Genomic DNA, 24,498 nt, shown 5'->3' with positions numbered 1-24,498 from the left:
CCCAGAGGACATTTACAATCATTTCAACGATAAGCTGACTTATTTTAATGCTTAATTGCTGATTGGCTAAAAAGCTAAGTTGCTGAAGAGTAATTAGTGACTGACAATTAAATTGCAAATAATTTTATGTATTATTGGGTGATGCAAGCTAAATTTTTAGCAATATTTGTATTATTTTCTCTAGTAAATTTATCTTCTTGTAATAGTAAATCAAGTAATCATCAACCTATTTTAAATCCAACAAATTCTAGTAAGGTGGGTGTATCTTTACCTAATAACACACCTGAGCTAACTAGAAATCAACCAAACACAACTCTCGTCATAAATGATGCTGCTAAGTTAGTTGATATTCAATCAATTAACAAAAATATAGTAATTGATATTCGCTACGCAACAACGAATAATTTTCTCAGACAGAAACTATATCCAGAAGCAAGATGTGTATTACGATACGCAGTAGCCCAAAAATTATCACAAGTACAAGAAGATTTAGCCAAAAATAAACTAGGCTTAAAAGTTTATGATTGTTACAGGCCATTGTCTGTACAAAAACTTATGTGGCGAGTAAAGCCTGATAACAGATATGTTGCCAACCCAGTGCAAGGTTCTCGACATAATCGGGGTGCAGCAATAGATTTGACGCTAATTGATAGCAATGGTAAAGAGTTAGAAATGCCTAGCGAATACGATTCTTTTACACCAGCATCCTATAGAAATTATAGTGGTGGTAACGCTCAAGCTCTAAAGAATCGTCAGTTACTTGAAGATGCGATGCAAAAACAGGGTTTTTCTGGTTTATCAACAGAATGGTGGCACTTTGATGCTTCTGGTTGGAAAGATTATCCAATAATGGATGTGCCATTTAATCAGATTCCTCGTAGTCGGTATTAATCTGAATTTGACCTTCTGGTATCTTTGCTTATACAGATTTAATTTGTTGAATGGGAATCTCAATTATAAATTTAGCTCCTGCGCCTGGAAATGAACTACAGCCTAAACGTCCTTGATGTTTTTCTGTGATAATTTGATAGCTAATTGACATTCCTAAACCTGTTCCCTTGCCAACTGGTTTGGTTGTAAAAAAAGGGTCGAATATACGCTTTTGAATATCTGGTGTCATTCCTATGCCATTGTCAGCAATCTCAATCGCAATCCAATCTGAGTTAAGTAAAAGTGTGCGGATAACGATTTGTGGGTTGTGGTGCTGATTAATAACAGACAAATTTTCTAAAGCATCGATTGCATTAATGATGATGTTTATCAAAACTTGGTTAAGTTGACCCGCATAACATTCTACTAAAGGCAGTTGACCGTATTCTTTAATAATTTCAATTGACGGATGGTTGGATTTAGCTTTGAGGCGGTTTTGCAAAATCAATAGTGTACTTTCAATACCACTGTGGATATCCACGGTTTTCATTTCCGCTTCATCCAGTCGAGAGAAGTTCCGCAAAGATAGTACAATATCACGAATGCGGTCACTTCCCATTTTCATGGAATCTAGCAATTTTTCTATGTCTTGGGTAATAAACTCTAACTCGTTCTCTGCTATGGCTGATTGAATTACTGGTGCAGGGTTAGGATATTCTTGTTGGTAAAGTTGTAGTATTTCTAGTAATTGTTGAACGTATTCTTTAGCATGAATAATATTACCATTGATGAAGCTAATAGGGTTGTTAATTTCATGAGCTACTCCAGCCACTAATTGTCCTAAAGAAGACATCTTCTCAGTTTGAATTAGTTGCGCTTGCGTCTTTTTTAATTGTGTTAGTGCTTCAGAAAGTTGTTGATTTTTTTGGGTTAATTCCTTCTCGCGCTGTCGCAAGGCTCCCTCTGCTTTTTTGACAGCAGTAATATCTAAACCCATTTCCACAACCATTGGCTCACCGTTCATATTCTTGAACGGATAATCATAAATCTGATACACATTACCTGTTTTACTATCAACCCATTCCCAAAGTTGCGGAGCATTAGTGTCAAAGACGCGAAAGGTGGGACAGACTGGACAAGGTTGCTTTAGACCAGCTATCGCCTCATAACAACGTTTCCCTGTAGGGTCTCCAAATACTTCTTGGAAGCGTTGGTTATAAAATCCTACGCCATAATCATTGGGTTGCAGATAAAGGAAAGCGGGTAGCTGATTGAGTAGGTTATAAAGGCTTTGACGTTCAGTTTCAAGTGCTTCTATTTGCCGCATCTGCTGGCTGATGTCTTTCCCTATTGCATAGATAAGTCCCTGTTGATCAGTTGACAAACTCCAAGACATCCACCGATAACTGCCATCTTTGTGAAGATAACGGTTATCCCAGTGCAAATTTTGCTGTGGTTCAGTTGGTAGCTGATTGATTGCAATATCTTCTGGATGCACTAATTCTAACCAAGGATGCCCGATTAAGTTTTCTGGTTTCCATCCTAATACTTGTTCAGTAGCTGGATTTACTTGCTTGTAACAACCATCCCTTGCGATGATGCAGAATAAGTCAGTTGAAAGGTTGAAAAAATCTTCTAAATTAAACACAGAAATCTTGTCATCCAAATTCTGTCTTCAAGTTAACTAAGTATATCCAATAGTTACAATGTCAAGATTACTGAAGAATTATAAATACAGTGAAAGTAAATTAAAGTGCCTTATCAAAATTAGTTACTATATTAGTTACTATATTAGTTACTATCGCTAGAAGTTTAACAGATAGCAGAAGTTATCAACTTTTATAAATGTTAGTAATAGTTAATTATAAATGCAGATTATAAGTGTAATTTTTATATCAAAAATAGATAGGTAAATGTGTCATTTTTCTGATATAATTAATTATAAAAAAATAAACTAATTTTGAGATTTTAGTGAAACGCGACTCCATTTATTACCAAATATTTAAACGCTTCCCTGCGTTAATTTTTGAACTCGTTGATGACCGCCCTGAACAGGCGCATAACTACCGATTTGAGTCTGTAGAGGTGAAAGAAACCACCTTTCGCATTGATGGGGTCTTTTTACCTCCCCTAGGTGCAACACCCAGAGTTATCTTTTTTGCAGAAGTTCAGTTTCAGAAAGATGAAGGTCTCTATCATCGCTTTTTTACTGAGTCGCTGATGTATTTGAACCGGAATCAGTCTGAATACGATGACTGGTATTGTGTGGTAATTTTTCCATCACGTAGTTTGGAACCAAGTGATACAAGAACTCATCGAATATTTTTAAACAGTGACCAAGTGCAGCGCATTTATTTGGATGAGTTAGGTACTCCTAATACTCTGCCAATAGGCATTAATTTAATGCAGTTGACAATCGCATCGAATAAAACGATGGCTTCGCAAGCGCGTCTATTAATTGAGCGAGTACAATTAGAGTCAACTGGCATACTGCCGAAAAACGAGATAATAGATATTATCACCACTATTGCCGTTTACAAGTTTTCTTCGTTGAGTAGAGAGGAAGTGGAAGCGATGCTGGGACTAAGTTTAGAGGAAACGAGGGTTTATCGGGAAGCGAAAGCCGAGGGTCGAGTTGAAGGTCGGGAAGAACAGAAAGCTGAAATTTTGAAAGCAGCTGTACCCCTGTTACTAAAAACAGGAATGAGTATAGAACAGATTGCTCAACAACTTAATGTTGATGTAGAAGCTGTCCGGCTTGCTGCACAGCAGAACAGTTAAGGAACTTTTGCGTACAAGTTACAAGTTATCCTGACCTTATAGCGATATCACAGTTTCAGCAGATTCACCCGGCGCGTGACGAGAGCGAAGATGTAAGGTGATTTCCGTATCAAGTCGCTTAAGGAAAATGAGCAGTTTACCCTCGCTGAACCGTTGAAACTCTCCTTTCATCAAATGAGATACTTCAGGCTGCGGAATGCCAAGAAGTTCGCTGATTTCGCGTTGTTTCAGGTTGCGTTGTTTCAAAAGGCGGAGTACCTGAATCCCTATCTTGCCCCGTGTAAAAAGTTCATCTGCATTAGATAAACCGAGGTCAGCGAATACGTTGCCACTGCTTTCTTCAAAAATCGGTTCCTGTGTCATTCGCCCCTTGAAGTGATTTCCTTATTTCCTATAAAAAACTTAGTAATTATTAGTGCAGCTATCCCCCAAACTCCAATTGTGAGGAGGACAGAGAAGGCAAATCGGATATGATCAAAGCTTTCAATGCGACTTTCGGTAATTTCTCCGTTTTGATAATAGTTTCTGGCGAATGCATATCCCAGAATGCCGTATTTGTGATTATATGGAACGTTTACATCCGCACCTTCGGTTATTCCGATTAATGTCTGCGACCCCATATAAGAAAATTTTCCTAAGAAAATATAAGTTGATAATATCGAAGTAAATATCAACATCGTGATTGAAATTGCTTTTATATTCTTACTCATACAAAGTATTAATAGAGCAAACCTAATTACATAAGGAGGTGGGGAGAAATTAAAGATAACTATATAATAAAATGTAAACTTCTCTGAAAGACTTATTCCGTCTCTTCGAGCGATCCGCACTGCGTGCGTCTACACGGACTATTCCCAACTCCCTTGTCATAACGATAAATTTTTCCACCTACTTAATGGATAAGACTTTTAGTTTAATAATTTAGTTGCAGACTTATAAATATTTGCGTTCGCAATGTGGTTTTCGGGGTAAATGAGCAATTTTTACCAACGATAGTCACAAGTGAGCTTCAATGAAGAAATTGCCGCTCAACTAAGTATAAAGCAACTAACTGTTTATTAGCTGCAATAACAGTAAGGCTTTTCAATCACGAACGGATGCTCATTTACCCCCAGGATCGCACAGAGTAAAGTCTTGGTTTTCGGTATAGACAACTGTGTAGATGTTGGTGCAGACTGCTGAGTGTGAAAATCTTGGACTTGCGAAACTGGGCAGCTTTGATATCACTTTTCGGTCATTGATATCAATTTCTTTAAAATTTGGTATTGCTTTTGGCTTTCATAGTGCATCCAGCACACTTATGAAGGGAATTAAGTAAAACTTATCAATCCACGAAAGAATGATGGTTGTGGAAGTGACGATTGATAAGCCTGAGTTAAGTGTGTGAAGTCAGTGACGAAACAATCACCTTTCCAGGGATAATAGAGTGTAATAGTAGCTTTCTACTCATCACACGCTGAACCTTGAAATGAGAACGCTGACGGAATTGGTAGAAGAATGGTTGGACGTGCATCACGGTAAAACAAGGGCTTCGTATCACAATACCATTCGCAAGTTCTTAACTTTTACCTGTGTGGAAGCGATCGCTGACATTCAGATCCGTCACGTCCGGGATTGGTTGGATTCCTTGCAAGAGGCAGACACGACAAAGGTTAAGCATCTCAACATTCTCAAGGCGTTTTTTTCCTATGTGACCAGTATGGAGAAACCGCCGATTTCTCGTAGCCCTATCCCCAAACAGTTCAAGTTGCCCAAGCCGAAAGATACTTTGGTTGAGCGTATCCTTGCACCAGAAGATGTGGATGCGATGATTGCGGCGACGACTGACAAGCGCAATCGGTTAATTTTAAAAACTTTGTATTTAACAGGGATTCGGGTGTCTGAGTTGTGCGGTTTGCGGTGGAAAGATGCGATCTCTTCTCGCGGTGGTGGTGGGCAGATTAATGTTTATGGCAAGGGGGGGCGGACTCGCCGAGTCCATGTTCCCCAGGAGCTATGGGTGGAATTAATGTCACTGCGTGGTGAGGCGTTGAAAGATGCGCCAGTGTTTGCCGGGTGGCCGCCGAGATACGTGCAAAATGGGACACGTTGTAAAGAAATGTTAAGAAGTAAACAAAAAACCGGGGATTTGCAAGGATTACAGCCGCTTAAGCAAGCAATAAACTTTCGACCTCATCCAATGAAGGTGGCACAGTCTCCATATCAATCAGGTAATCGCCAAACCGCTTAACATGAGCCGTAATATAAGGACTCACAACCGCCACATCCTCACGACTAATCAAATATCCCTGCTTCTGTAAATCACGCAATATATCAGTTAAATCAACAACATTTTGGAACAAAACAGCATTTGCCACCAAGTCCTTATACTTAATTACTTTTTCCTGTTCAATGGGGTCATTCTTCATCACAACCCCAAAGCCGCCAAAGAAAAACCACTTTGAGAATTTATGGTAAGCTTCTACAATATTCGTAACAGCAGTAATTTCTTTTCTCAGTTGCATATCCGATATATATTGCAGCAAGAAAATAGTTCTCACTACTTGTCCTAATTCCTGAAAAGCTTGATATAACCTGTTTTTACGACTATAATTACCCAATTTACGCAATAAAATTGCGCTTGATACTTTACCTGTCTGGATTGATAAAACCACCTGTAAAATATCTTGCCAATGGATTTCTATCCGCTTCCAATTAACGGTAAGAGAGAACAAAGAATCAATATGTTGATAAACAGTATCTTTGTCAGGACGATAAAAATTTAAATCTTTCCAATTACGAATCCGAGGCATTAACTTAATTCCCAGCATATGTGCCAATGCAAACACAGGTGTTGATTGACCGTGGGTATCAGCATGAATTGTATCGGGTTGAATATCGGAAGAGTTTTTTAACAACCCCTCGATGATATGAACAGCTTCCCAAGTCCCACAAGAAATAAACTGACTAAATAAAGCCACATAGGTATCAGAGATATGGTGGTAAGCTATTCCTCCGTAGCCACCGTAGCGAATATGATACTCAGACAGTAAATTCTCTTCGTAGAGTTCGTACTTCGTTCCATCTGCTGCCGCACTTTTACCATCACCCCAAACTGACGGCAGATTTAAAGCATTGTAGCGATTAATAATATCCACCAACGCTGCATTGAGTTTATCCACCGTCACATGGCGACGGTTGACAAATGCCAGTTCCTTCGCGGTGACAATGCCTCGCATATGTCTGGCCGCTTGAGTCGGCCCCAAATTGCAACCATAAGTAAACGTCGTCAAAAGATAACGTTCCGTCGCACGTTCAATTTTAGGATCACTACCAGACAGCGGCCCAAAGTGACGGGTAAAATTTGTCCAGTAGTCAACGTTTCTGAGGATATCGATTAAATTTCTTTCTGGAAAACATTCTTCGATTTTTTCTATTAAGGCAATGGCCGCAACACTCAACTCGTTACGCTGATACTTTTTGAGGATGGGTTCGCCTTGATCATTAATAATAAATTGGTGGTTATTGGGATAACCTGCATCCACAGCAGCGGCCGTGTCCGTCAACCAGGATTTTAGTGTCTTGGTAAAAAAAGAAGCGGTATTAGGAAAGCCTAAATTCTCACAGTATTGGTCAACTAACGGCAAACACTCTGACCAAGGCAGTAATTGTTCGCGGTAGTCGGCGTAATCTTCACTACCAACAACGCAGACATCTCCTGACCTTAATTCGGCTGCTAGGTAGTAAAAAATACAAGCCTCGAAGTGTCGCCGAACGAATTTGGTTTTCTCTCCTTGCTTGACTACAACTAATTTTCGCCACTGTTCTGAAATAAAATCTAGTTCAATACTTGCTTTGAGAAATTCTCCTCGGCGATGAGAATTATCTAGGATAAATTGTAATGCTTCAATAACACTTTGTTCGTTAGTAGTTGATTTGAACTCTAATGCTTTTACTAAGCGAAAAAATGTCCGACGGTGATTTTTATAGAATTTCCATATTAGAGGAAGATGATTATTACCCCTATAAGCATTCATCGCCTCACATTCCGAAAGCAGTTGCTCTGACCCTCCATCTTGAGTGAACACATTATTTAGTTTATGAAACAGGGAGATTTCCTGATTTGTTGTTAACTCAGTAGAGAGATTTAATTCCTGTATCTGCTCCTTTGAATTAGATGAATAACTATCGGATGCTTCAATCTCTGGGTGAGAATCTGCTTGTTCATGTGTTAATTGATTTTCCTCCATAAACACATGGATGACATTAGTCAACACCCCAACTAATTTCTCTTGCGTTTCTTGGATTCTCTTTTTGATGAGTTCTAATTCTTTGGTAGCGTCGTTATTGATTGAGCGCATTTGTTTTAAAAACATCTCAACCAAACTATCTCGTGCTATCACTTGCGCCGCATAAATTAAGCATAAAATCAAAGTAATCCGTTTGGATAAACTGAAATCTTTGATTTCATGGGCATCTAACACCCGTGCTTCGGCAGCAAAATGGTGAATTTTTGCCGTGGTAATATCTTTGAGGATTGGCTTAACATCACCCAAAGAATCCAGCCATATTAAATGTACAATAAAGTCATTGATATTGTTACGGGTAGGACTTTTAGGTAGTTGCTTCAGGCTATTAAATGAGGTTTGATACTCAAGCGGATGACGCTCTAACAAATCCAGCAAGCGTTCTTGGTAATCTGATGAAATGCGATTCAGTACCAGGGAAAATAATCTTTGGTTTACGACATTTCTCACTCGACGGACTAATCTATTTAATGTGTTGAATCCTGGTAATTCATATCTATTCTTAACTAATTCAGCAATGGCTACATTCATTAAATCAGCAGGATTATCCATAACAGTTGCCGATTCATTCACTGCTTTTATAGCTAGATGTAGCCCAGTTTGATTAAACTGATTTACCTGGAGATATTCACGGATAGCAGTCCGGTGGCGATACATGGTTTTGCGATTTTCATAACCCAAAACAGTATCAACTGAGAATTTTAAATTGCTGCGAATATGATTAACTATTTTTAGAGGAATTTCTATTAGAGAAGGAAAGTAACCTAGTCGCTGGAATGATTTTAGTAGGCATACTAAGTTAAGAATATTACTTTCACCTTTAGTTGTTGCGTAAGCAAAAGCAATTTCACTCTTGTTGGGTGTGTAAATCTCGGTGAGTTCTTTGGCGGTTAATTGACGCTTAAATCGAGGGTAAGCGGTACGTTCTATTGATGTCACCATCAGGATGTTTTTGTGCGATTTAAAACTTCAAAAGATATATATCACCAATCAGCCACAAGCGTTGGATTTTATGTAGAGAAACATTACCAAAAAGAACTGTTTATGGGCAAGTTTTTAATATGGAATGTGTGGGGAGTTGATTGTTTCGTACCCAATGTTAAAGTACCCAATTACCTTTTATGGGCAAGTTGGTTTTTATGACTCATACTGCTCCACCCAAAAAAGTCACAAACCTAGAGAAACGCACACGAGAATATCTGCTACCCAATGAAGTTGAAGCCATGATTAAAGCAGCCTCATCAACCGGGCGGCATGGTCACAGAGATTCGGCTTTAATTTTACTGGCTTATCGTCACGGTCTACGTGTATCAGAATTGGTAGCCCTGCGATGGTCACAAGTAGATTTTTCTAGTGGCACAATTCATATTAATCGACTCAAGCATGGTATCAGTTCAACCCATCCTTTACGTGCAAAAGAGTTGAGGTGGCTACGACAACTACAACGAGAATATCCTGACTCCCCTTACTTGTTTGTTTCTGAGCGTGGTACTCCGATGGCTGCTGCCACAGCTTTTAATATTATTAGTCGTGCTGGCACCCTTGCTGGTTTAGCTTTATCGGTACATCCGCATATGTTACGTCATGCCTGCGGGTTTTATCTGGCTTCTCATGGTCACGACACTAGAGCTATTCAGGCTTATCTGGGACACAAAAATATTCAACACACTATTCGCTACACAGAGCTATCGAGTGATCGCTTCAACAATTTCTGGCTCGACTGAACCTAAAATCAATGGTTTCAAGCTGATTTTTTTACAAAACTTTACAACGTGTCCCATTTTGCACGTATCTCGGCGGCCACCCTGCCAGTGCTACGGGCAGACCCTTGGCCCCTTCTCATATTGACCGAGTGGTGAAGCGGGCGGCGGCGGCAGCAGAATTAGAGAATGCCATGAATGTTTCAGCGCATTGGTTTAGGCACAGTCACGCTACCCACGCTTTGGATGAAGGTGTTCCAGTGCATTTGGTTCAGGCTACTTTAGGACATACAAGTTTGGATACTACGAGTAAATATCTGCACGTAAGCCCTGATAGGAGTTCTGGGGAGGTTTTGGTTAAGCGATGGTCTGAGCCGTTTTAAATTTTCAGCTTTGAATTGGTTGCACACTCAGGCGATAGCCGAGATGATGCAGAATAAGGCTGATGGTTCGCAGTTCGGGGTTGCCTTCTGGCGACAAGACTCGGTAAAGATTCTGGCGGTTCAAACCCGTTTTTTCCGCAAGGCTCGTCATTCCCGAACGTGCTTCCACCACGTTCCGTAGTGCTTCCAGAAAAAAACCCAGATCGCCATCCTGCTCGTACTCTTCAAAGGCAACGTCCAGGTACGCTGAAGCCATTTCCGGGTTCAGCAGCTGCTCGAACACAACCTCGTCATGGTTTCTCAGTTTCTTGCTCATCCTGTTCCTCCTGATAAGCTTGCCAATATTCTTTAGCTTTTTCTATGTCCCTCTCCTGGCTGTCCTTGTCGCCACCACACAGGAGAATCACCAGATCGTTCGCGGATTCACCAAAGTAAACGCGGTAGCCACTGCCAAAGAAAAACCTCAGTTCAAGCACGCCATCTCCAACCGACTTGCAATCTCCGTAATTGCTTTGCTTGAGTCGCTCTATCCGTCGAATTATCCTTGAACGGATCACATAGTCCTTCAAGCTTAAGAGCCATTCGGTGTACGGCTCCTTGCCGTCTTCTTTTGCATAGACTTTCAGGGTTTTTTGACTAACAATATCAGCCATAGATTATAAATCGTAGCTTAAAAGCGACAAAGTTTCAAGAATAACGCTGCCCTACCAAATTTTGGGACGTTTACCCTGGCACTCACTACAACCCTAAACATAGTTTGAAAGCAGCATTTACTATTCGCTAGTTATTGTTTGCAAAATTTCGTTGACATCTTATGAGGTATTAGAACTAATTCCTATTGATTCTAAATGTTCAATAGCTGTTTTAAATGCTTCTTGAGATGGGTAATGTTCTTCAAAATAATGTTCATCCTTATACCCATAAAGAATATTATCTGAACCAATATTCTTGAAGAATTCTTCAGATGGTATCAAGAGTTTTATACTGTGAAAATAGCCTTCAAGATAACCATAAAAATAGCAGAAAAAGTAGTTTATTTCTTGACGAGAGAATTCTAATTCAAAAGGTTCACGCTGTATTTGATTATTATAACCTTCTACATCGCTCTCTAAAATTCTGTAGAAGCTGAAGTATAGTTTACCACAATTATCATAGATATCTATCAAATAAAAAAATTCCCCTTGTAGTTTATCTAAAATCAATAATACTGGAAAAGAAAAAGAACCTTTCCAATCATCAATCCAATCACTACTTTCGCCCAACAAGTGTGTTAAACTAACGAAAATTTGAGCTAAATTGAGTTTATTTTTATTCTCACGTTCTGAAAGATAAAAGTGCATATAAAACATATAATCATCTGTGATAGGAAGGCTCTTTCGCCTAAGCTTCCTAAATTCAGCATCATCTAAACGCCAAAGTTCGTATTTAATATCTTTTCGTTTGAGTTCAACTTTCTTACGCTCTTTAATTTGCTTAATTACTTGTCTCATATATTTGAATTAAATTCATAAAATCGTTCAGTATAAGTGTGCTATAAACGATTTGCAGACAAATCTCTAATTCCCTATAATTCACTTTGGTTTTGATTTAGTGCTGAATTTCTGCTCATCCGATTCACCAAACTCAGATAATCGTCTAATTCCTCATATCCATCTAATTCTTTTTCGTCCTCTGAAGTAAGAACAGATTCTTGCTGCTTAATTAATAATGCTTCAATTCGCCCTTGTACTAAGTTGGAAGCTCGAAATATTGGTACTCCTTCTACTAGCTCGATGCGAACAGCACCATCTAATGGTAAACTGTTGGGCAAGTGTGACAATTTCATAGGTAAATTGATTGTCATAAATTACTTTATCCAGACTGTCGGTGAGATAATTTTAGCTGACTTGTCATCTAAATAGAAATTGTAAACAGGTTCTCCTGATAATTCACAGCGAAGCGGCTCAAGAATTTTAGTGAACGGATTCCAAACTGCTGTTACAGTTCGTTTTGCTTTCTTTCTTTGCAATTCACATTGAATATGTACCGTAGGTAAATGAATAATCATGGCACTGTGCAACCAAGCTTCCACAGTCATTGCGTAACGCTCTTGGATATCTAACAATTTTCTTTCTAACTCTCTATTAGTGGCTTCAATTCGTGCTAGTTCCTTATCCTTTTCATCACCGTCTAAATGTTTTGACTCAATCTTGTGGCGAATTTCGGAGCTAATGGTGTTGTAATAAGCCTTGAGTCTATCTTCATCTCTGGCTTTTGCTCTTGCTAATTTAGCCTGCCAATTTTCTAGAGATGTTCCAATCAATATTGCACTTTGATGTTCGATTAACTTCAACAACTTATCAACAGGGATAGATAATGGCGTTTCTTGATCATCGACAGAGATTCTGTCTGCTTCCCAGAACAAAGCATCACCAATTTCTACTGGTGTTACTCCTGTTAGTTCATTGATAATAAATGAAACTAAACCTATTCTTTTTTCATCTGCATTTGCTGTGTAAGCCACATTACACAAGATGTAACGAGTGGTTTCTGGTTTAGCATCTAAAAAACGAATTAGACCATTTTGAACTACAAATCTCTCTGCTATGCTCTTTTCAAATCCTGTAGTTTTTAAATAGCCATCGAATTTCACACCCAAGGCACTAATGAGTCCTTTGGTAGCTAATAGGTCAGATAACTTATTTAATACTTCCGAATGATAGGTGATGAAAACACTTTGAGGTACATCAACTTTAGTTGAAAAAGTAACTTCTTCAGGTAGAGAAAGTAGCGATGCTATATTTTCCGTCAACAACGCATTTAAAATGTGTTCATTAGCAGATTCTGCTATGCCGTCATGTAGAGAAATAATTTTTGATAATGTAGCAATAATTGGGTCGAAAATCATATTTAATTAAATCAATTTCTCAAGCTTCAAAATCTTCACCAAAAATCTGTTCATCCAGTTCTTGAATTTGCTGATATTGGTTTTTGGCTTTCAACAAATTATCTGCCAATTGCTCGAAGGCTGTATCTAGTTCGGGCTTAACTTGATGCTTGAGCCAGATATCCATGACAATTTCACTAAAGTCAAATTCATCATCCACATTCCCTAAAATTGTTTCAATTTCCCCAACGACAAGTTCAAACATATTAATTTTGTCGTGCAATACCCGCAGAATATATTCTTCGATACTGCCCTTGAGACAAAAGTTAAAAATAAACACATCTTGCGTTTGTCCGATGCGGTGAATACGACCAATGCGCTGTTCTATCTTCATTGGGTTCCAAGGCAGGTCATAATTAACAATCGCATTGGCAAACTGAATGTTACGTCCCTCGCCGCCTGTTTCCGATGCTAAGAGTACAGAAACATTATCCCGAAATGAGGCGATCGCCTCATCTTTCTGTTTAAGGGACATCCCGCCAGTAAATTCTGCAAAGGGTATATTTGCTGCTTGCAGAGTTTTAGCCAAATAGGTGCTAGTTGCTTTATGGGTTGTGAAGACCAAAGTTTTCTGGCGAGATTTTAAAAGCATCTCTACCAATGCTTTTGCTTTTTCGACCTGTTTTACTTGGGTAGCTCGTCTTGCTAAAGATTTCAGTTCTTCATCGGGTAGGCGAAGAGTCAGTTGCTTGAGGGAGTCAGCCAAAGCACCAGGGGATGAACCAGCACGCATTAGCAAATTAGTGCGGGAGAGTCTGTCTAGCTTGTCTTCTGAAGAACGTAAATACTCGCTCAAGTCTTGGTAAAGTTTCTCCTCGCCTGCTGCTGGGGTAACGGTAATTGTGGTGGCGAAGCGTTTAGGTAGTTTGACATCTACTAAGGCGCGGGTATTTCGTACCATGACTTCCCGCATCAGAGAACGTAACTTTTCTGGATTTTTAGGGACTCGTCCATTTCTGGAATCGACATATTCTTTTTTAAAAGCAGCTTCTGTTTGTAGTAGTCCCGGTTTGAGGAGAGTTAGCAGATTAAACAATTCCACAAGGGAGTTCTGCACTGGCGTAGCAGTGAGCATGAGGATAAACCGCTTATTCAGGGCATTGACCAGTTTCCAGTTGAGGGTAGTGCGATTTTTCAGGTGGTGGGCTTCATCGACAACTACCAAGTCCCAAGTGCGACTGGTGACGTGGGGATAATGTTTAGCAGACTTAGCCGTGTTTAATGAAGCGATAATTCGGGAATTATCTGTCCAAAAAGATTCTATGGGTTGTTGGGGGTCACGGTTATCTGTGGTAATAGTGGTGATATTAAATTTGTCACTTAACTCTGATTGCCACTGGGAAACTAGGGATGCGGGAGTTAACACTAGGAGGGACTGTACCATACCCCTAGCTAAGTATTCGGCTATGATTAGTCCCGCCTCAATGGTTTTGCCCAATCCGACTTCATCCGCTAGTAATGCGCGTCCACCCAGTTGTCTGAGGACTTTTCGGGCTGTTTCAATCTGATACCAGTATTTGTCAATAGCAGTGAGGGTGGGCAGACAAATCAGCTGATCATAGTCTGCCATTACCGAAAGGTTAAACAGGTCTAAACGCGCTTCGTAGAAATTAATAGGGTCATATTTACCAGATGTCAGAGCTTCTAAGGCAGTGGAAGAATTGAATTTGAATGTATAATTCTTTTCCATGATGCACCCCCACAAGCTACTTTTGACCAATCCGCGTACACATAGCAGCTATCTTCCCGCATAGTGACACTGTTAAATCTACATACAATGAAGTTATATAAAATCTACTGCAATTTCTATCTAAAAAATCAACTTTTTTCATCTGATACACGTAAACTGGAAACTAAAACCGAGTCGGTTGACCAAACCTCAACGTATTTTTTAGGAACAAGAGCCAGTGTCAACTTCAGACAAGCAATGCCGCATTATTGCCCTGTTTAATCAGGCGGGTGGTGTCGCCAAATCAACACTAACCCAAAATTTGGGATACCACCTAGCGAAACGAGAACACCGCGTTCTCCTCATCGACATAGACCCCCAAGCGTCCTTGACTAAATTCATGGGGTTAGTGCCATCTCAGTTACAAAAAACTGTTGCTGATGCCATTATCAACGAGCAGCCTTTACCGATTCATGAGGGCATTCACGGTATGGATTTGGCTCCAGCAAGCAGAGTTCTGAGTGGAGCAGAAATGCAATTAGTTAGTGCTGCCATGCGCGACTTGCGCCTCAAGGAAGCCATTGAACCTGTTCTAGATGAATACGACTTCATCCTGATAGATTGTCCGCCCAGTTTAGGATTACTTTCTTACATTTCCTTAGTTGCTGCTACACACGTTCTCGTCCCTGTAGAAACCCATCTCAAAGCCTTTGAGGGAACAGACGAACTGTTACAAACTATCACCCACGTTAAAAATAAAGCCAACCGCAAAATTCAAATAGTAGGGTTTGTTCCTACGCGGTATGCTCACCAAAACTCAGCCGATAAACGCGCATTAGCAGCAATCCAAGAACAACTTTCGGCTTGGGGTCGGATTTTCCCAGCCATCCCCAGAGCCACCGCTTTTGTTGATGCGACAGAAGAACGTGCGCCCCTGGCAGTGTTTGACCCTAAACATTCTGTAGTCCCTATCCTTGAAGAAATAGCTTTGGCTTTGGAGACTTTGTGATTCAACGTAAGCAAACTAAGAAAACCTTTGCAGGACAAATTACCACTCCACCCCCTGCGCCTTGGTTAGACTCACCAGATGGAGACACAGCAGGTACTACTGAAACTACTGTCAAGCTTGAAGATATAGTTCTGCCTCAACACCAGCCCAGACGATACTTTGACCCACAAGCATTAAAAGAATTAGTTGAGTCAGTCAAACAGCATGGCATCCTCCAACCTTTGTTGGTACGTCCACTAGGCTCTGGGAAATACGAGTTAGTAGCAGGAGAACGACGTTATAGGGCAGGGCAGGAAGTAAAACTTGAAACTGTACCTGTGGTTGTGCGTGAGCTATCAGATGACCAAGCGTTTCAGTTGGCTTTAATTGAAAACCTGCAACGAGAAGACCTGAACCCTGTAGAAGAAACAGAAGGTATCTTGCACCTGTTAGCCATCCGGCTGCATTGCGATGTAGAAGCGGTCAAATCCTTGCTGTACCGCATGAAAAACGCTCACAGCAAAGAAGAAAAGCAGCCAACAGAGTCATTAGATGAATCTAGGAGAAACGTTTCTCCTAACTTAGAATCAACGGAATCTCTTGATAACATTTCTGACAATTTGGATTCTGTCTCAGAATCTAGGAGAAACGTTTCTCCTAAAGTGGATTTGGAGCAATCAAAGACGGTAGAACAGGTATTTGAGAGCCTGGGACTGATGAATTGGCTATCGTTCACCACCAAGCGTTTACCATTGCTCAATCTGCCCGAAGACATTTTAATGGCATTGCGACAAGGTAAGTTGGAATACACAAAAGCCCAAGCTTTGGCACGGGTAAAAGATGAGGAAGTGCGAAAACAACTCTTGTCACAAGCAATAGCTAACGATTGGTCTTTAAGCCAAATCAAAGAACAAATCATCGCCAACACTTCATCTGAAACACCACCAGCATCTAAAACACCTAACCAAATACCAGACCGACTCAAAGATATTACCCAGCGCATTAAAAAGCGTCAGCTATGGAAAGAACCTAAAAAGCAAAAACAGCTAGTAAACCTGATAAACAAGCTAGAAGCCTTACTTACGGATGAGTGACGGGGAGTGAATTTTCAGGTAATCTCTACAAATAGTTGAAAAAATCTGTGATCAACTTTAGGTGCAAAGGGAGAAACAGATATGGCGGAAGATTCACAGATTCGAGCATTACTCAAAGCTTGGTTAGATTACATAAAAGTCGAAAATTTGAGTAATGCCAAAGTAGAAGCTGACGAATCGGAACACCCCAACATCTGGGACTCTTTTGTAAATCTGGTTGGCGATAAATTATTAATAGACGAGTCTTTATTTAAAAACATCAAGCAACAGTTTAAAAATTCCCAGAAAAAAGTTCAAACAGAATTACCATCAATTGCCGTAGCTTTCCCACAGCTTTATGAAATTGAAAGCAATCGCCGTCAATTTCGCCCGTTGTTCACCATCAACGTTTCTCCAATATTCGAGGGCAACTACCGTAATAGCGGATGGGATTTAACACAGTATGAATTTCAGCCTGTTATTCCCAATTTGATGCAGTGGTACGGGCTGGAGGAAGAAGCGGCTGAGTCCCTGGTGACAAGGGAGGGGTTGAAAGTTTTTCTGGAAACTACTTTCAATCGCCCCTTTAAGACGCTACAAGACTTTATGGGACTGATTGAATTACCGCCGTTTCCTGTACGGTCAAAACTTCTCCCTTATCTGTTGGATTTTGACTATACTCCTTTTAATCACCACCTCAAAAAAGATTTTCAAAAAATCAGCGAACAGAGTTACTTTCAGTGGGCAAGACCAGGACAACCAGCTGACGAATACCTGTTTGGACAACCGAAACCACATCAGCATGAAGTACTTTTTTTGGGTGCATTTCCCAACTCCCAGCCCGATGACTATCAAGCACAAGCTCTCAAACATTCTCAGTCATATCCCATTACTGCTGTGATTGGCCCACCGGGGAATGGCAAGACGACACTGTTGCTACATAAAATAGCGCAGCAAGTGGTAAGTCGAGCGGTGGAATTAGCAACAACGGGTCAAGATAGAAGTAACCTAACTGTGGTAACAAGCACTAACAATTTTGCTGTAAAGAATGTTGAGAAAATCTTAGCCAGTAACTTAACCTCTGACCGTTTCTACTTATCAGGAGGTTCAAGGGATTTAGTTGATAGTCAAGTCTTACCTAGTTTGCAAGCTGCACTCGACTGGTTAATCAAAGAAACGTTTAATGACGATGAATGGTCATCAGCAAAGCAACAGTTGTTAGCAGGTGTTCAACAAATAGAGTCTTATAAAAAACAAGACTCAGATAATCTTCAACAGAAAAGTGCTGATGAACAACTACTAGAGGAGCTACGCCGAGATATACAATCAGTTGAGTCAGCGATAAAGACATTTGAACTTCAGCCATCATCACCATTAGAATATTCACGCGACTACTCTGGATTTCCAGTCGAAGCCTACCAGCTTCTAGGACAACATCTTGACAATGCTAGGCGTTCTTTATCGGCTCAAGGTTACAGGTCAGCATCTAGTAGAAACGCCAACTGGTTTGTCCAGATTTTGCAGGCGATTAAGCGATTCTGGCACTCGATAACCAAAAACAGCCCCCGTCATATTCTCAAACGCTTACATAAACAAATAGAGATGCCTGTGCTGGCAACGCTGGCCACACCATTTCCCTTTCAAATTCCATTAACACCTGAATCTCTCATAGCAGCAGCGCAAAGTGTTGAAAATTTACGTAAAGAAGCATCAAATTGGCAGCAACAACACAATAGTTTTAACAGCACACAACAGCAGCGAGAGTTATTACAGCTACAACTAACTGACCTTATTACTCGCAAAGGAGAGGTCGAAAACCGACTTGCTACTTATCCCTCCAAAGATTTTTACAGTCGTTTCTACAGTGAATTGCACTCGCAGCAAGTAGAGTTATTTAAGTTGTCTTGGCAATTTCAACAGCAAGAAGCTCGACGGCGAAATTCGGAAGTGATAGCTTCTATTAGGACTTACATTGCATTATTAAATGGCGAATGGGAAGCTTACCGTCAGTTAAGCGCAAATTGGAGAAACATTTATCGGGATATCAGTCTGTTGTTTCCGGTATTCCTTTGCACTTTGCACTCCATCCGCAATTTGTTACCCTATCCCGATACTGGCTGTATTGACCAAGTAATTGTAGATGAAGCGGGTCAGATTCCACCACATCAGGTTTTTCCCGTTTTAGTGAGGTGTAATCGAGCTTTGATTGTAGGCGATCCATTGCAACTGGAGCCGGTTGTTAATTTGAGCAACCAGAAGAAAGAGGAATATCGCAGCAAATCTTTTCTGTCACAGGGACTTACAGATGCCGATTATGACCGCTACAGCCCCACTGCTACCACAGCTTATCATCGGGCGGCTGGGGCAGCAGGGCAACCGCAAGATATTGGTCAGGGCATTATCCTGAAATATCATTACCGTTGCGTTCCGGTGATTGCTGATTTTTGCTCAAGCTTGTGCAATTACGGCATGATCATCAAAACTGAGCCTAAAGCTTCTCGCTTGGGTACTAACTTGATTGCTTGTAATGTAGAAGGGAAGCTAGAGAACAACGTTAATTGGGCAGAAGTTGATGCAGTAGAAGCGTTGATTGAGGAGTTGTTAGCGGCGGGTTATTGCTTAAATCTAACTGACTCTCTTAACGAAATTGGCGTGATTTCACCTTACCGCCGTCAGGTAAATGCTCTGACTCAACGTTTAAAATCTCGTTGGACTAATTTTTCAGACAAGAGCATTGGCACAGTTCACACGTTTCAAGGGGGTCAAAAATCAGTAATAATTTTCTCGACTCGCCAATGTCAATCAACGGATAGTCTCTGGTTTATTAATCGGCGGCCTAATTTACTGAATGTGGCAGTAAGCAGAGCGCGAGAACTGTTTATCCTGGTGGGGAATTTGGGGCGAATTTCTGAAGGGGGGCATACTAAAGAGTTGGTGGAATATATTAAGGAATTTGGGGAGACGCGGTAATTTCAATCAAGTGCAAAGCGCAAATAATAAGTAATCATATCAATCTGCTTTAAGAATTTTTCTACTCATCCCTCACCGCTGCTAGTTTCTTCTCCCAAAATAATGCCTTGCCCATCTGGGGATTTAGCTCATAACCACTGAATCCGCACGCCTTGTATGCTGATTGGGCAACATGGTTTCCTTCAAGTACTTCTAGCGTAAGTTTGCAGCAGCCCAAGTCGAACGCGATCTCCTCCGCTTTCTGTAGCAGCAGTTTGGACAAGCCTCTACCACGGTAAGGTAAAGCAACAATGACATCGTGAATATTAAGTAATGGCTTACACGCGAAGGTAGAGAATCCTTCTAAGCAGACAACAAGCCCTGCGGGTTCGGCATCGACAAAGGCGAGAATGACATGAGCCGCTTTTCTTTTTGCCAGATCTGCTCTTAGATTTGCTTTAACGTAGTCCGACAAACCTTTACCACCACCCATCGGGTCAAGCGCATACTCATCCATTAATTGAACCATAGCATCGGCATGAGCAGGCAGACTAAGGTCTGCTTCAACAATTTCAATCATCTATTAATCCTTGCTATGACTATTTGCGGGGCTTGGAGAGATGCGATAATTTTAACCATTCTCAAAGTATTTTTTGCGTATTTAGCAGGAGATGCCGTTTATTTATAAATCCTGTATTCAAGCTCATCAAGAAGATGACCGCTCTTGTTAATCTGTTGAAACTCCCGAAATACTTTACCCCCAATACTTTCTGCTATTTTCCGACTGGGGATATTTCTTTGATCAACAGGGTAGGAAAGATAATTGTATTCCAAATTTTTATCCACCCAGTTTTTTAGTACCTCAATTGCCTCTCTACCAAAACCATGACCATGAGCGGATTTCTTGAGCCAAATTCCTAACTCCGGTGTATGAGTATCAATAGCCTCAACCTCACAAATTCCTAAAAACTCTGAATGCTCCTTGTTGAGAATTACCAACACTAGGTCAGTGTGATTTTCTCGTTGTAGAATCATATCTCTGATTATCTTTTCAGTTTCACTGAGACTGGAGGCTGGTTTCGGATACATTAAGGTGGTAATTTCGCTGGTAAATTCTCGAAATACATTTTCTGTATACTCCAAGGAAATCGCTTGTAAAATAAGTCTTTTAGACTCTAAACTGACTTGTTCTAAATTCTCCATAAGCTACGATTTTTGGTTTTTTACTTGAAAAATGTTTTTTAAAATTTTCAATAAAAAAGTAAAACTAAGCAATGGGTAAGCAACAGCTAATGTTATCTACTGTAAATGCAGTATTGATAAAGGTAATAACAGCCAGTGTTGTGCATCTCTATTGCGCGGACGTGGCTCAACAGATTGCAATAGCGAAAGTTTCTGTACATCCCTCGTTTCACGCGTACAAGGTTAAATTCTCCCTAATTGTCATCAGTTTTACCTCGTGTAAGCAGTTGCCTTATTTGGTGAGCCAACATTTCTAGTCCAGTATCCTTGGCAAAAAATCCGTCCGCTTCTGGACATATTCGTTTGCCATACATCCCTAACTCATTTTGGCTCATATGAGCCGTGACAAAGACAACTACAGGCCGAGGCAAGCGTCGCTTGAGATTGGTAATGATTTCGATGCTATTTGTATTTAGCTCATACCGAGCCGTAGGTATCACAAAGTCCACCAAAAAAATATCGTACTGGTTTAGTTCTTCTAAGTGCCATAAGAAACTAGATATGCTATTATAGGCTGCTACAGTATATTCTTGCTTCAGAAAGCGTTGCGCGACCCGACACCAGTGTTCGTCATCATCCAAAATCGCCAGCTTGTACATAGGAATTTAATTTTTCTTTTGACTAAGAAGAGTAATCATGTCTAAAAAGGCATCATAGTCAGTGATGGGCTTGGTATAGCAACTGTCAGCCCCAGATTGGGACAACAGTAGATGTTGCTCGGCGGGCATAGTGTAAGCCGTGACCAAGATAATCGGTATTCGCTCCCATTGTGCCTTCAGATGGCGCGACAGGATGGAGCCATCCACTTTTTCTCCTTGCCAGCGCGCTCCCGGCAAATTGATATCCATAATCACCAGTTCTACCGTCCCCGCTTCGCAGCGGTGGAAGATCTCTTTTGGTTCCGCAGTAATAAACACCTGATGACCCCCCAAACGTTCGATTAATTTGGCGGTTCCTTTAGCTAAGAGTTGGTCATCTTCAACTAATAGGATATTCAAGATTGCTACTAAAACCTCCGTGCGGTGGAAGCGTCTACATTCATATATGAGGGTAGGACACAGGTGATTTTAATTGCCGTCCAAATATTAAAATCCATAAGATACCCATTTTTTTTATGGTCAGGTAAAGTATTTTCCAAGGGCGGCCAAGCCCCTAGCTTTTAGCTAGGGGCTTGGCGCTCAACTAGAGAACCTTGACCTGCTATCTGACTTGGTTCGTTAAGGGGCAAAGTAAAAGTTACTGTGCTTCCATATCCTAGCCCAGGACTTTCAAGCCAGATCTTACCACCCATGAGTTCCACTAATCGCTTGCAGATAGTCAGCCCTAAGCCAGTGCCCCCGTAGGCGCGCTGGGCAGAACCATCAGCTTGTACAAATGGGACAAACAGTTGCTCTGAGTTTTCCATCTCAATGCCGATGCCCGTATCGCGCACCGAAATCTGCGCCATTGTCCCAGTGCTGTCAACGACGGCCCGGACATGGATATTACCCTCATCTGTGAATTTGAAGGCGTTATCCAGCAGGTTCGTCATCACCTGGCGGACTTTGATCTTGTCGGCGAAAACAGTCCCGATTTCACAGTCGAGTGTCAAAGGAACAGCTTTGTAGCGGCTTTCGGCACCAGAGAGGAAACATTGCTCTTGTAAAAGCTGTTCCAGATAAACTGTCTCTAAATCTAAGGCTATGCGTCCGTCTTCAATCTTGGCTATGTCAAGCACATCGTTAATGATGGTGACGAGATTTTGCGTTGATTGGTAAGCGCCGTCGATATATTGGCGCAACTCTTCTTCGTCTTCATAAAGGCGTTCTTTGAGCAACTTTAAGTAATTCAAGGTCGAGGCCAGAGGTGTTCGCAGTTCGTGGCTAGTAGAAGCCAAGAAGTTGCTCTTGAGGCGACTCACCTCTTCGGCGGCAGCTCGAGCATGAGAGAGAGCTTCGTTGTGCATCTCAACTACCAAGCGTTGCTGGCGTTCCCGGTGATAGAAGCGGTTTTGCAGCACAGCCAACGATAGGTGAATGTTCAAAGACTGGATGAGTTCCATCTCTTCGATGCTCCAGGGATGAGCTTTATCTTGTTTGAGCGCCTGCCATTGCGCCATTGACTGGCGGGGTCGCTGTTGGCGCTCATCGTCTTCCTCATAGCCGGGCCAAAGATTTTTTGTGGCGATTTGGTCACGAAAGAATGTTAGATACCCCAGGAATTCTTTACCATAATACAAGGGTTGAACAATCAAACCCCGAATCGGTGTGGTCTGGAAGGATTCAATCAGTTGGTGGAGACGCGGTTCTTGCTGAAGATTAATTACCACTCGCAGGGGAGGTTTATCTTCTTGAGTTAAGGCAGTGTCGATGGGAGCAGGAGTTTCCCCTACCTCTTGCCAAAGGGGATGATTTTCTAGTAATTGTGGTTGCTCTTGCTCGGATGGAGCCGGCTGATTTCCGTAAGTATAAAGATGGGCTGGTAAAGCCTCATCCGGGGAAGTTAAGTACAACCTTCCTCCAGAACTGCCAGAAGCTTTGACTGCTTGCTCTAGAACGTTATGCAAAATCTCTTCAGGGGTCAGAGGCGCGTGCAGCATAGTAGCAATCTGATTAACGATCGCTTCCCTCTGCTGCTGTTCCTGCACTTGACTCAGCAGATTTGCCTGGGTAATCGCCAATGAAACTTGGTCGGCAAGCAATTGGACGACCAGCAAATCCTCAGATGTAATTTCTCTGGGTTCGGCATGATGAGAGATCAACAGCCCCCAGAGTTCCTGTTGATAAATTATTGGCACCACCAGAGAAGATTGCACACCCATCTGAGTGAGATAGTCTACATGGCAGGGGTCTACCGGACGGCTTAAGATATCTTCGAGGGGTTGCTCTTGCACTTCTTCAACGGTCAAGTCCCAGGTCGCCGTTGTTTTGGGAGTCGGCAGCGAGTTAAGGATAATGCGCTGTTCGCTGACATTAACAATGGAGCGGGTACGTGCTTTGACAAACAAAGCCCGCGCTTGGGGCGGAATGTCATCAGATGGATAGTGTAATCCCAGCAAAGAAGGCAGGCGGTTTGGGGCGCTGGCTTCGGCAACGACGTGTCCATGCCCGTCGCGATCAAAGCGGTAGACCTTAGTCCGGTCGGTTTGCAAAAATGCCCGCAACTCGACCACAGTTGCATCCAAAATCTCTTGCAGGTTCAGCGATTGCCTGATGCGGTTCGCCATCCGAGCCAGTAGAGCTTCTTTGCGTTCAGGAAGGAACTGATCTTTTTGGATTCTAAAATCAGAATTTATAGTCAAATGTGTACTCCCAACTTCTCAGAATAATTATTTTATTATTTAACTAGGCTAACAATTGTTATAACTAACTGATCTGGTTCTATTGGCTTTGTTAAATGTTTTTGGAATCCTGCCTGGAGAATTTTTTGCTGGTTAATTTCTCCAGTGTATGCTGTCAGTGCGATCGCTTGAATATCTCTACCTTGCTCAGGCGGTAGCGAGCGAATTTGCCGAATCAGCATGTAGGCGTAAATAGAAGGTTCGTGCAACCAGGGGCAACCAGTCATTGAAATCGTTGACCAGTAAGAGGTTCAGCCATTATCCATTTCTAATGATTGACCCCAGTTTTTCCCCTTTTACTATAAGTAAACT

General features: G+C 41.3%; 23 protein-coding genes and 1 pseudogene. 8 read left to right on the top strand and 16 right to left on the bottom strand.

All coding sequences use genetic code 11. The features are described 5' to 3' along the window. Positions 1–126: 126 nt before the first annotated feature. On the top strand, positions 127–891 hold the full coding sequence (locus tag IQ244_RS25265) for a M15 family metallopeptidase (protein ID WP_228059139.1): 765 nt from the start codon (positions 127–129) through the stop codon (positions 889–891). 28 nt (positions 892–919) lie between these two features. Here the strand turns inward: IQ244_RS25265 and IQ244_RS33270 are convergent, their stop codons facing one another. Further along, positions 920–2,536 carry a PAS domain-containing sensor histidine kinase gene (locus tag IQ244_RS33270; protein WP_322746103.1) on the bottom strand — a complete coding sequence of 539 codons (1,617 nt, stop codon included), beginning with the start codon at positions 2,534–2,536 and terminating at the stop codon, positions 920–922. A 305-nt stretch (positions 2,537–2,841) separates the two neighbouring features. Here IQ244_RS33270 and IQ244_RS25255 point away from each other — a divergent pair, with 305 nt between their 5' ends. After that, positions 2,842–3,651: an Rpn family recombination-promoting nuclease/putative transposase gene (locus IQ244_RS25255; RefSeq protein ID WP_193899083.1), complete on the top strand. Its 810-nt coding sequence runs from the start codon at positions 2,842–2,844 to the stop codon at positions 3,649–3,651. 36 nt (positions 3,652–3,687) lie between these two features. Here the strand turns inward: IQ244_RS25255 and IQ244_RS25250 are convergent, their stop codons facing one another. After that, positions 3,688–4,014, bottom strand: a complete 327-nt coding sequence (locus IQ244_RS25250; protein ID WP_193899082.1) for a helix-turn-helix domain-containing protein — start codon at positions 4,012–4,014, stop codon at positions 3,688–3,690. After that, positions 4,011–4,361: a hypothetical protein gene (locus IQ244_RS25245; RefSeq protein ID WP_193899081.1), complete on the bottom strand. Its 351-nt coding sequence runs from the start codon at positions 4,359–4,361 to the stop codon at positions 4,011–4,013. The genes IQ244_RS25250 and IQ244_RS25245 overlap by 4 nt, the downstream gene beginning before the upstream one ends. A gap of 758 nt (positions 4,362–5,119) precedes the next feature. Here IQ244_RS25245 and IQ244_RS25240 point away from each other — a divergent pair. Then, positions 5,120–5,881, top strand: coding sequence for a tyrosine-type recombinase/integrase (locus tag IQ244_RS25240; RefSeq protein WP_193899080.1), 762 nt, complete (start codon positions 5,120–5,122; stop codon positions 5,879–5,881). Here IQ244_RS25240 and IQ244_RS25235 read toward each other — a convergent pair. Next, positions 5,799–8,879 carry a Tn3 family transposase gene (locus IQ244_RS25235; protein WP_228059138.1) on the bottom strand — a complete coding sequence of 1,027 codons (3,081 nt, stop codon included), beginning with the start codon at positions 8,877–8,879 and terminating at the stop codon, positions 5,799–5,801. The genes IQ244_RS25240 and IQ244_RS25235 overlap by 83 nt on opposite strands. Before the next feature lie 197 nt (positions 8,880–9,076). On the opposite strand from IQ244_RS25235, the gene IQ244_RS25230 reads away from it, so the two are divergent. Both IQ244_RS25230 and IQ244_RS25225 read left to right on the top strand, forming a co-directional pair. Next, the gene (locus tag IQ244_RS25230; RefSeq protein ID WP_228059137.1) at positions 9,077–9,661 is read left to right on the top strand and encodes a tyrosine-type recombinase/integrase; all 585 of its coding nucleotides are present in this window, start codon (positions 9,077–9,079) and stop codon (positions 9,659–9,661) included. Positions 9,662–9,759: 98 nt separating this feature from the next. Then, positions 9,760–10,020: pseudogene (locus IQ244_RS25225) on the top strand (tyrosine-type recombinase/integrase); the annotation flags it as partial. Positions 10,021–10,024: 4 nt separating this feature from the next. Here IQ244_RS25225 and IQ244_RS25220 read toward each other — a convergent pair. The 6 genes from IQ244_RS25220 to IQ244_RS25195 form a co-directional block, all read right to left on the bottom strand. Next, entirely contained in the window at positions 10,025–10,336 is a 312-nt protein-coding gene (locus IQ244_RS25220; RefSeq protein ID WP_193899077.1) for an addiction module antidote protein, read from the bottom strand. Then, entirely contained in the window at positions 10,311–10,673 is a 363-nt protein-coding gene (locus IQ244_RS25215; RefSeq protein WP_193899075.1) for a type II toxin-antitoxin system RelE/ParE family toxin, read from the bottom strand. Before IQ244_RS25215 ends, IQ244_RS25220 begins: the two co-directional genes overlap by 26 nt. A gap of 159 nt (positions 10,674–10,832) precedes the next feature. After that, a complete protein-coding gene (locus IQ244_RS25210) occupies positions 10,833–11,510 on the bottom strand; it encodes a hypothetical protein (RefSeq protein ID WP_193899073.1) in 678 nt (225 codons plus the stop codon). A 74-nt stretch (positions 11,511–11,584) separates the two neighbouring features. Continuing rightward, a complete protein-coding gene (locus tag IQ244_RS25205) occupies positions 11,585–11,863 on the bottom strand; it encodes a hypothetical protein (RefSeq protein ID WP_193899071.1) in 279 nt (92 codons plus the stop codon). A gap of 3 nt (positions 11,864–11,866) precedes the next feature. Next, a complete protein-coding gene (locus IQ244_RS25200; protein ID WP_193899069.1) occupies positions 11,867–12,907 on the bottom strand; it encodes a hypothetical protein in 1,041 nt (346 codons plus the stop codon). 19 nt (positions 12,908–12,926) lie between these two features. After that, positions 12,927–14,636 carry a DEAD/DEAH box helicase gene (locus IQ244_RS25195; RefSeq protein WP_193899066.1) on the bottom strand — a complete coding sequence of 570 codons (1,710 nt, stop codon included), beginning with the start codon at positions 14,634–14,636 and terminating at the stop codon, positions 12,927–12,929. Between the two features lie 217 nt (positions 14,637–14,853). Here IQ244_RS25195 and IQ244_RS25190 point away from each other — a divergent pair, with 217 nt between their 5' ends. The 3 genes from IQ244_RS25190 (at position 14,854) to IQ244_RS25180 (ending at position 19,646) form a co-directional block, all read left to right on the top strand. Continuing rightward, entirely contained in the window at positions 14,854–15,624 is a 771-nt protein-coding gene (locus IQ244_RS25190) for a ParA family protein (protein WP_193899064.1), read from the top strand. Then, positions 15,624–16,697 (top strand): ParB/RepB/Spo0J family partition protein, encoded by a 1,074-nt coding sequence (locus IQ244_RS25185; protein WP_193899115.1) that lies wholly within the window; start codon positions 15,624–15,626, stop codon positions 16,695–16,697. Before IQ244_RS25190 ends, IQ244_RS25185 begins: the two co-directional genes overlap by 1 nt. 81 nt (positions 16,698–16,778) lie before the next feature. After that, positions 16,779–19,646: a DEAD/DEAH box helicase gene (locus IQ244_RS25180; protein ID WP_193899062.1), complete on the top strand. Its 2,868-nt coding sequence runs from the start codon at positions 16,779–16,781 to the stop codon at positions 19,644–19,646. 61 nt (positions 19,647–19,707) lie between these two features. Here IQ244_RS25180 and IQ244_RS25175 read toward each other — a convergent pair whose 3' ends face one another. From IQ244_RS25175 to IQ244_RS25150, 6 genes are all read right to left on the bottom strand, one after another. Next, the gene (locus IQ244_RS25175) at positions 19,708–20,205 is read right to left on the bottom strand and encodes a GNAT family N-acetyltransferase (RefSeq protein WP_193899061.1); all 498 of its coding nucleotides are present in this window, start codon (positions 20,203–20,205) and stop codon (positions 19,708–19,710) included. 98 nt (positions 20,206–20,303) lie between these two features. Continuing rightward, complete coding sequence (locus tag IQ244_RS25170; protein WP_193899059.1) at positions 20,304–20,828, bottom strand: GNAT family N-acetyltransferase; 525 nt, start codon at positions 20,826–20,828, stop codon at positions 20,304–20,306. A 233-nt stretch (positions 20,829–21,061) separates the two neighbouring features. Further along, entirely contained in the window at positions 21,062–21,466 is a 405-nt protein-coding gene (locus IQ244_RS25165; RefSeq protein WP_193899057.1) for a response regulator, read from the bottom strand. Between the two features lie 6 nt (positions 21,467–21,472). After that, a complete protein-coding gene (locus IQ244_RS25160) occupies positions 21,473–21,865 on the bottom strand; it encodes a response regulator (RefSeq protein ID WP_193899055.1) in 393 nt (130 codons plus the stop codon). 161 nt (positions 21,866–22,026) lie between these two features. After that, a complete protein-coding gene (locus tag IQ244_RS25155) occupies positions 22,027–24,147 on the bottom strand; it encodes an ATP-binding protein (protein WP_193899052.1) in 2,121 nt (706 codons plus the stop codon). Between the two features lie 35 nt (positions 24,148–24,182). Then, entirely contained in the window at positions 24,183–24,413 is a 231-nt protein-coding gene (locus tag IQ244_RS25150; protein ID WP_193899050.1) for a hypothetical protein, read from the bottom strand. Positions 24,414–24,498: the final 85 nt, after the last annotated feature.

This window comes from Nostoc sp. LEGE 06077, from assembly GCF_015207705.1.
In the GTDB taxonomy this organism is placed as follows: Bacteria; Cyanobacteriota; Cyanobacteriia; order Cyanobacteriales; family Nostocaceae; genus Nostoc_B.
The sequence above is the reverse complement of the archived record's forward strand: the minus strand, read 5'-3'. Positions and strand labels throughout refer to the sequence as shown.

Excerpts from the sequence above, each read along its gene's own strand:
- IQ244_RS25265 (WP_228059139.1), top strand. The coding sequence starts at position 127 with ATGTATTATTGGGTGATGCAAGCTAAATTTTTAGCAATATTTGTATTA.
- IQ244_RS25250 (WP_193899082.1), bottom strand. The coding sequence starts at position 4,014 with ATGACACAGGAACCGATTTTTGAAGAAAGCAGTGGCAACGTATTCGCT.
- IQ244_RS25245 (WP_193899081.1), bottom strand. The coding sequence starts at position 4,361 with ATGAGTAAGAATATAAAAGCAATTTCAATCACGATGTTGATATTTACT.
- IQ244_RS25240 (WP_193899080.1), top strand. The coding sequence starts at position 5,120 with ATGAGAACGCTGACGGAATTGGTAGAAGAATGGTTGGACGTGCATCAC.
- IQ244_RS25235 (WP_228059138.1), bottom strand. The coding sequence starts at position 8,879 with ATGGTGACATCAATAGAACGTACCGCTTACCCTCGATTTAAGCGTCAA.
- IQ244_RS25230 (WP_228059137.1), top strand. The coding sequence starts at position 9,077 with ATGACTCATACTGCTCCACCCAAAAAAGTCACAAACCTAGAGAAACGC.
- IQ244_RS25220 (WP_193899077.1), bottom strand. The coding sequence starts at position 10,336 with ATGAGCAAGAAACTGAGAAACCATGACGAGGTTGTGTTCGAGCAGCTG.
- IQ244_RS25215 (WP_193899075.1), bottom strand. The coding sequence starts at position 10,673 with ATGGCTGATATTGTTAGTCAAAAAACCCTGAAAGTCTATGCAAAAGAA.
- IQ244_RS25210 (WP_193899073.1), bottom strand. The coding sequence starts at position 11,510 with ATGAGACAAGTAATTAAGCAAATTAAAGAGCGTAAGAAAGTTGAACTC.
- IQ244_RS25205 (WP_193899071.1), bottom strand. The coding sequence starts at position 11,863 with ATGACAATCAATTTACCTATGAAATTGTCACACTTGCCCAACAGTTTA.
- IQ244_RS25200 (WP_193899069.1), bottom strand. The coding sequence starts at position 12,907 with ATGATTTTCGACCCAATTATTGCTACATTATCAAAAATTATTTCTCTA.
- IQ244_RS25195 (WP_193899066.1), bottom strand. The coding sequence starts at position 14,636 with ATGGAAAAGAATTATACATTCAAATTCAATTCTTCCACTGCCTTAGAA.
- IQ244_RS25180 (WP_193899062.1), top strand. The coding sequence starts at position 16,779 with ATGGCGGAAGATTCACAGATTCGAGCATTACTCAAAGCTTGGTTAGAT.
- IQ244_RS25175 (WP_193899061.1), bottom strand. The coding sequence starts at position 20,205 with ATGATTGAAATTGTTGAAGCAGACCTTAGTCTGCCTGCTCATGCCGAT.
- IQ244_RS25170 (WP_193899059.1), bottom strand. The coding sequence starts at position 20,828 with ATGGAGAATTTAGAACAAGTCAGTTTAGAGTCTAAAAGACTTATTTTA.
- IQ244_RS25165 (WP_193899057.1), bottom strand. The coding sequence starts at position 21,466 with ATGTACAAGCTGGCGATTTTGGATGATGACGAACACTGGTGTCGGGTC.
- IQ244_RS25150 (WP_193899050.1), bottom strand. The coding sequence starts at position 24,413 with ATGACTGGTTGCCCCTGGTTGCACGAACCTTCTATTTACGCCTACATG.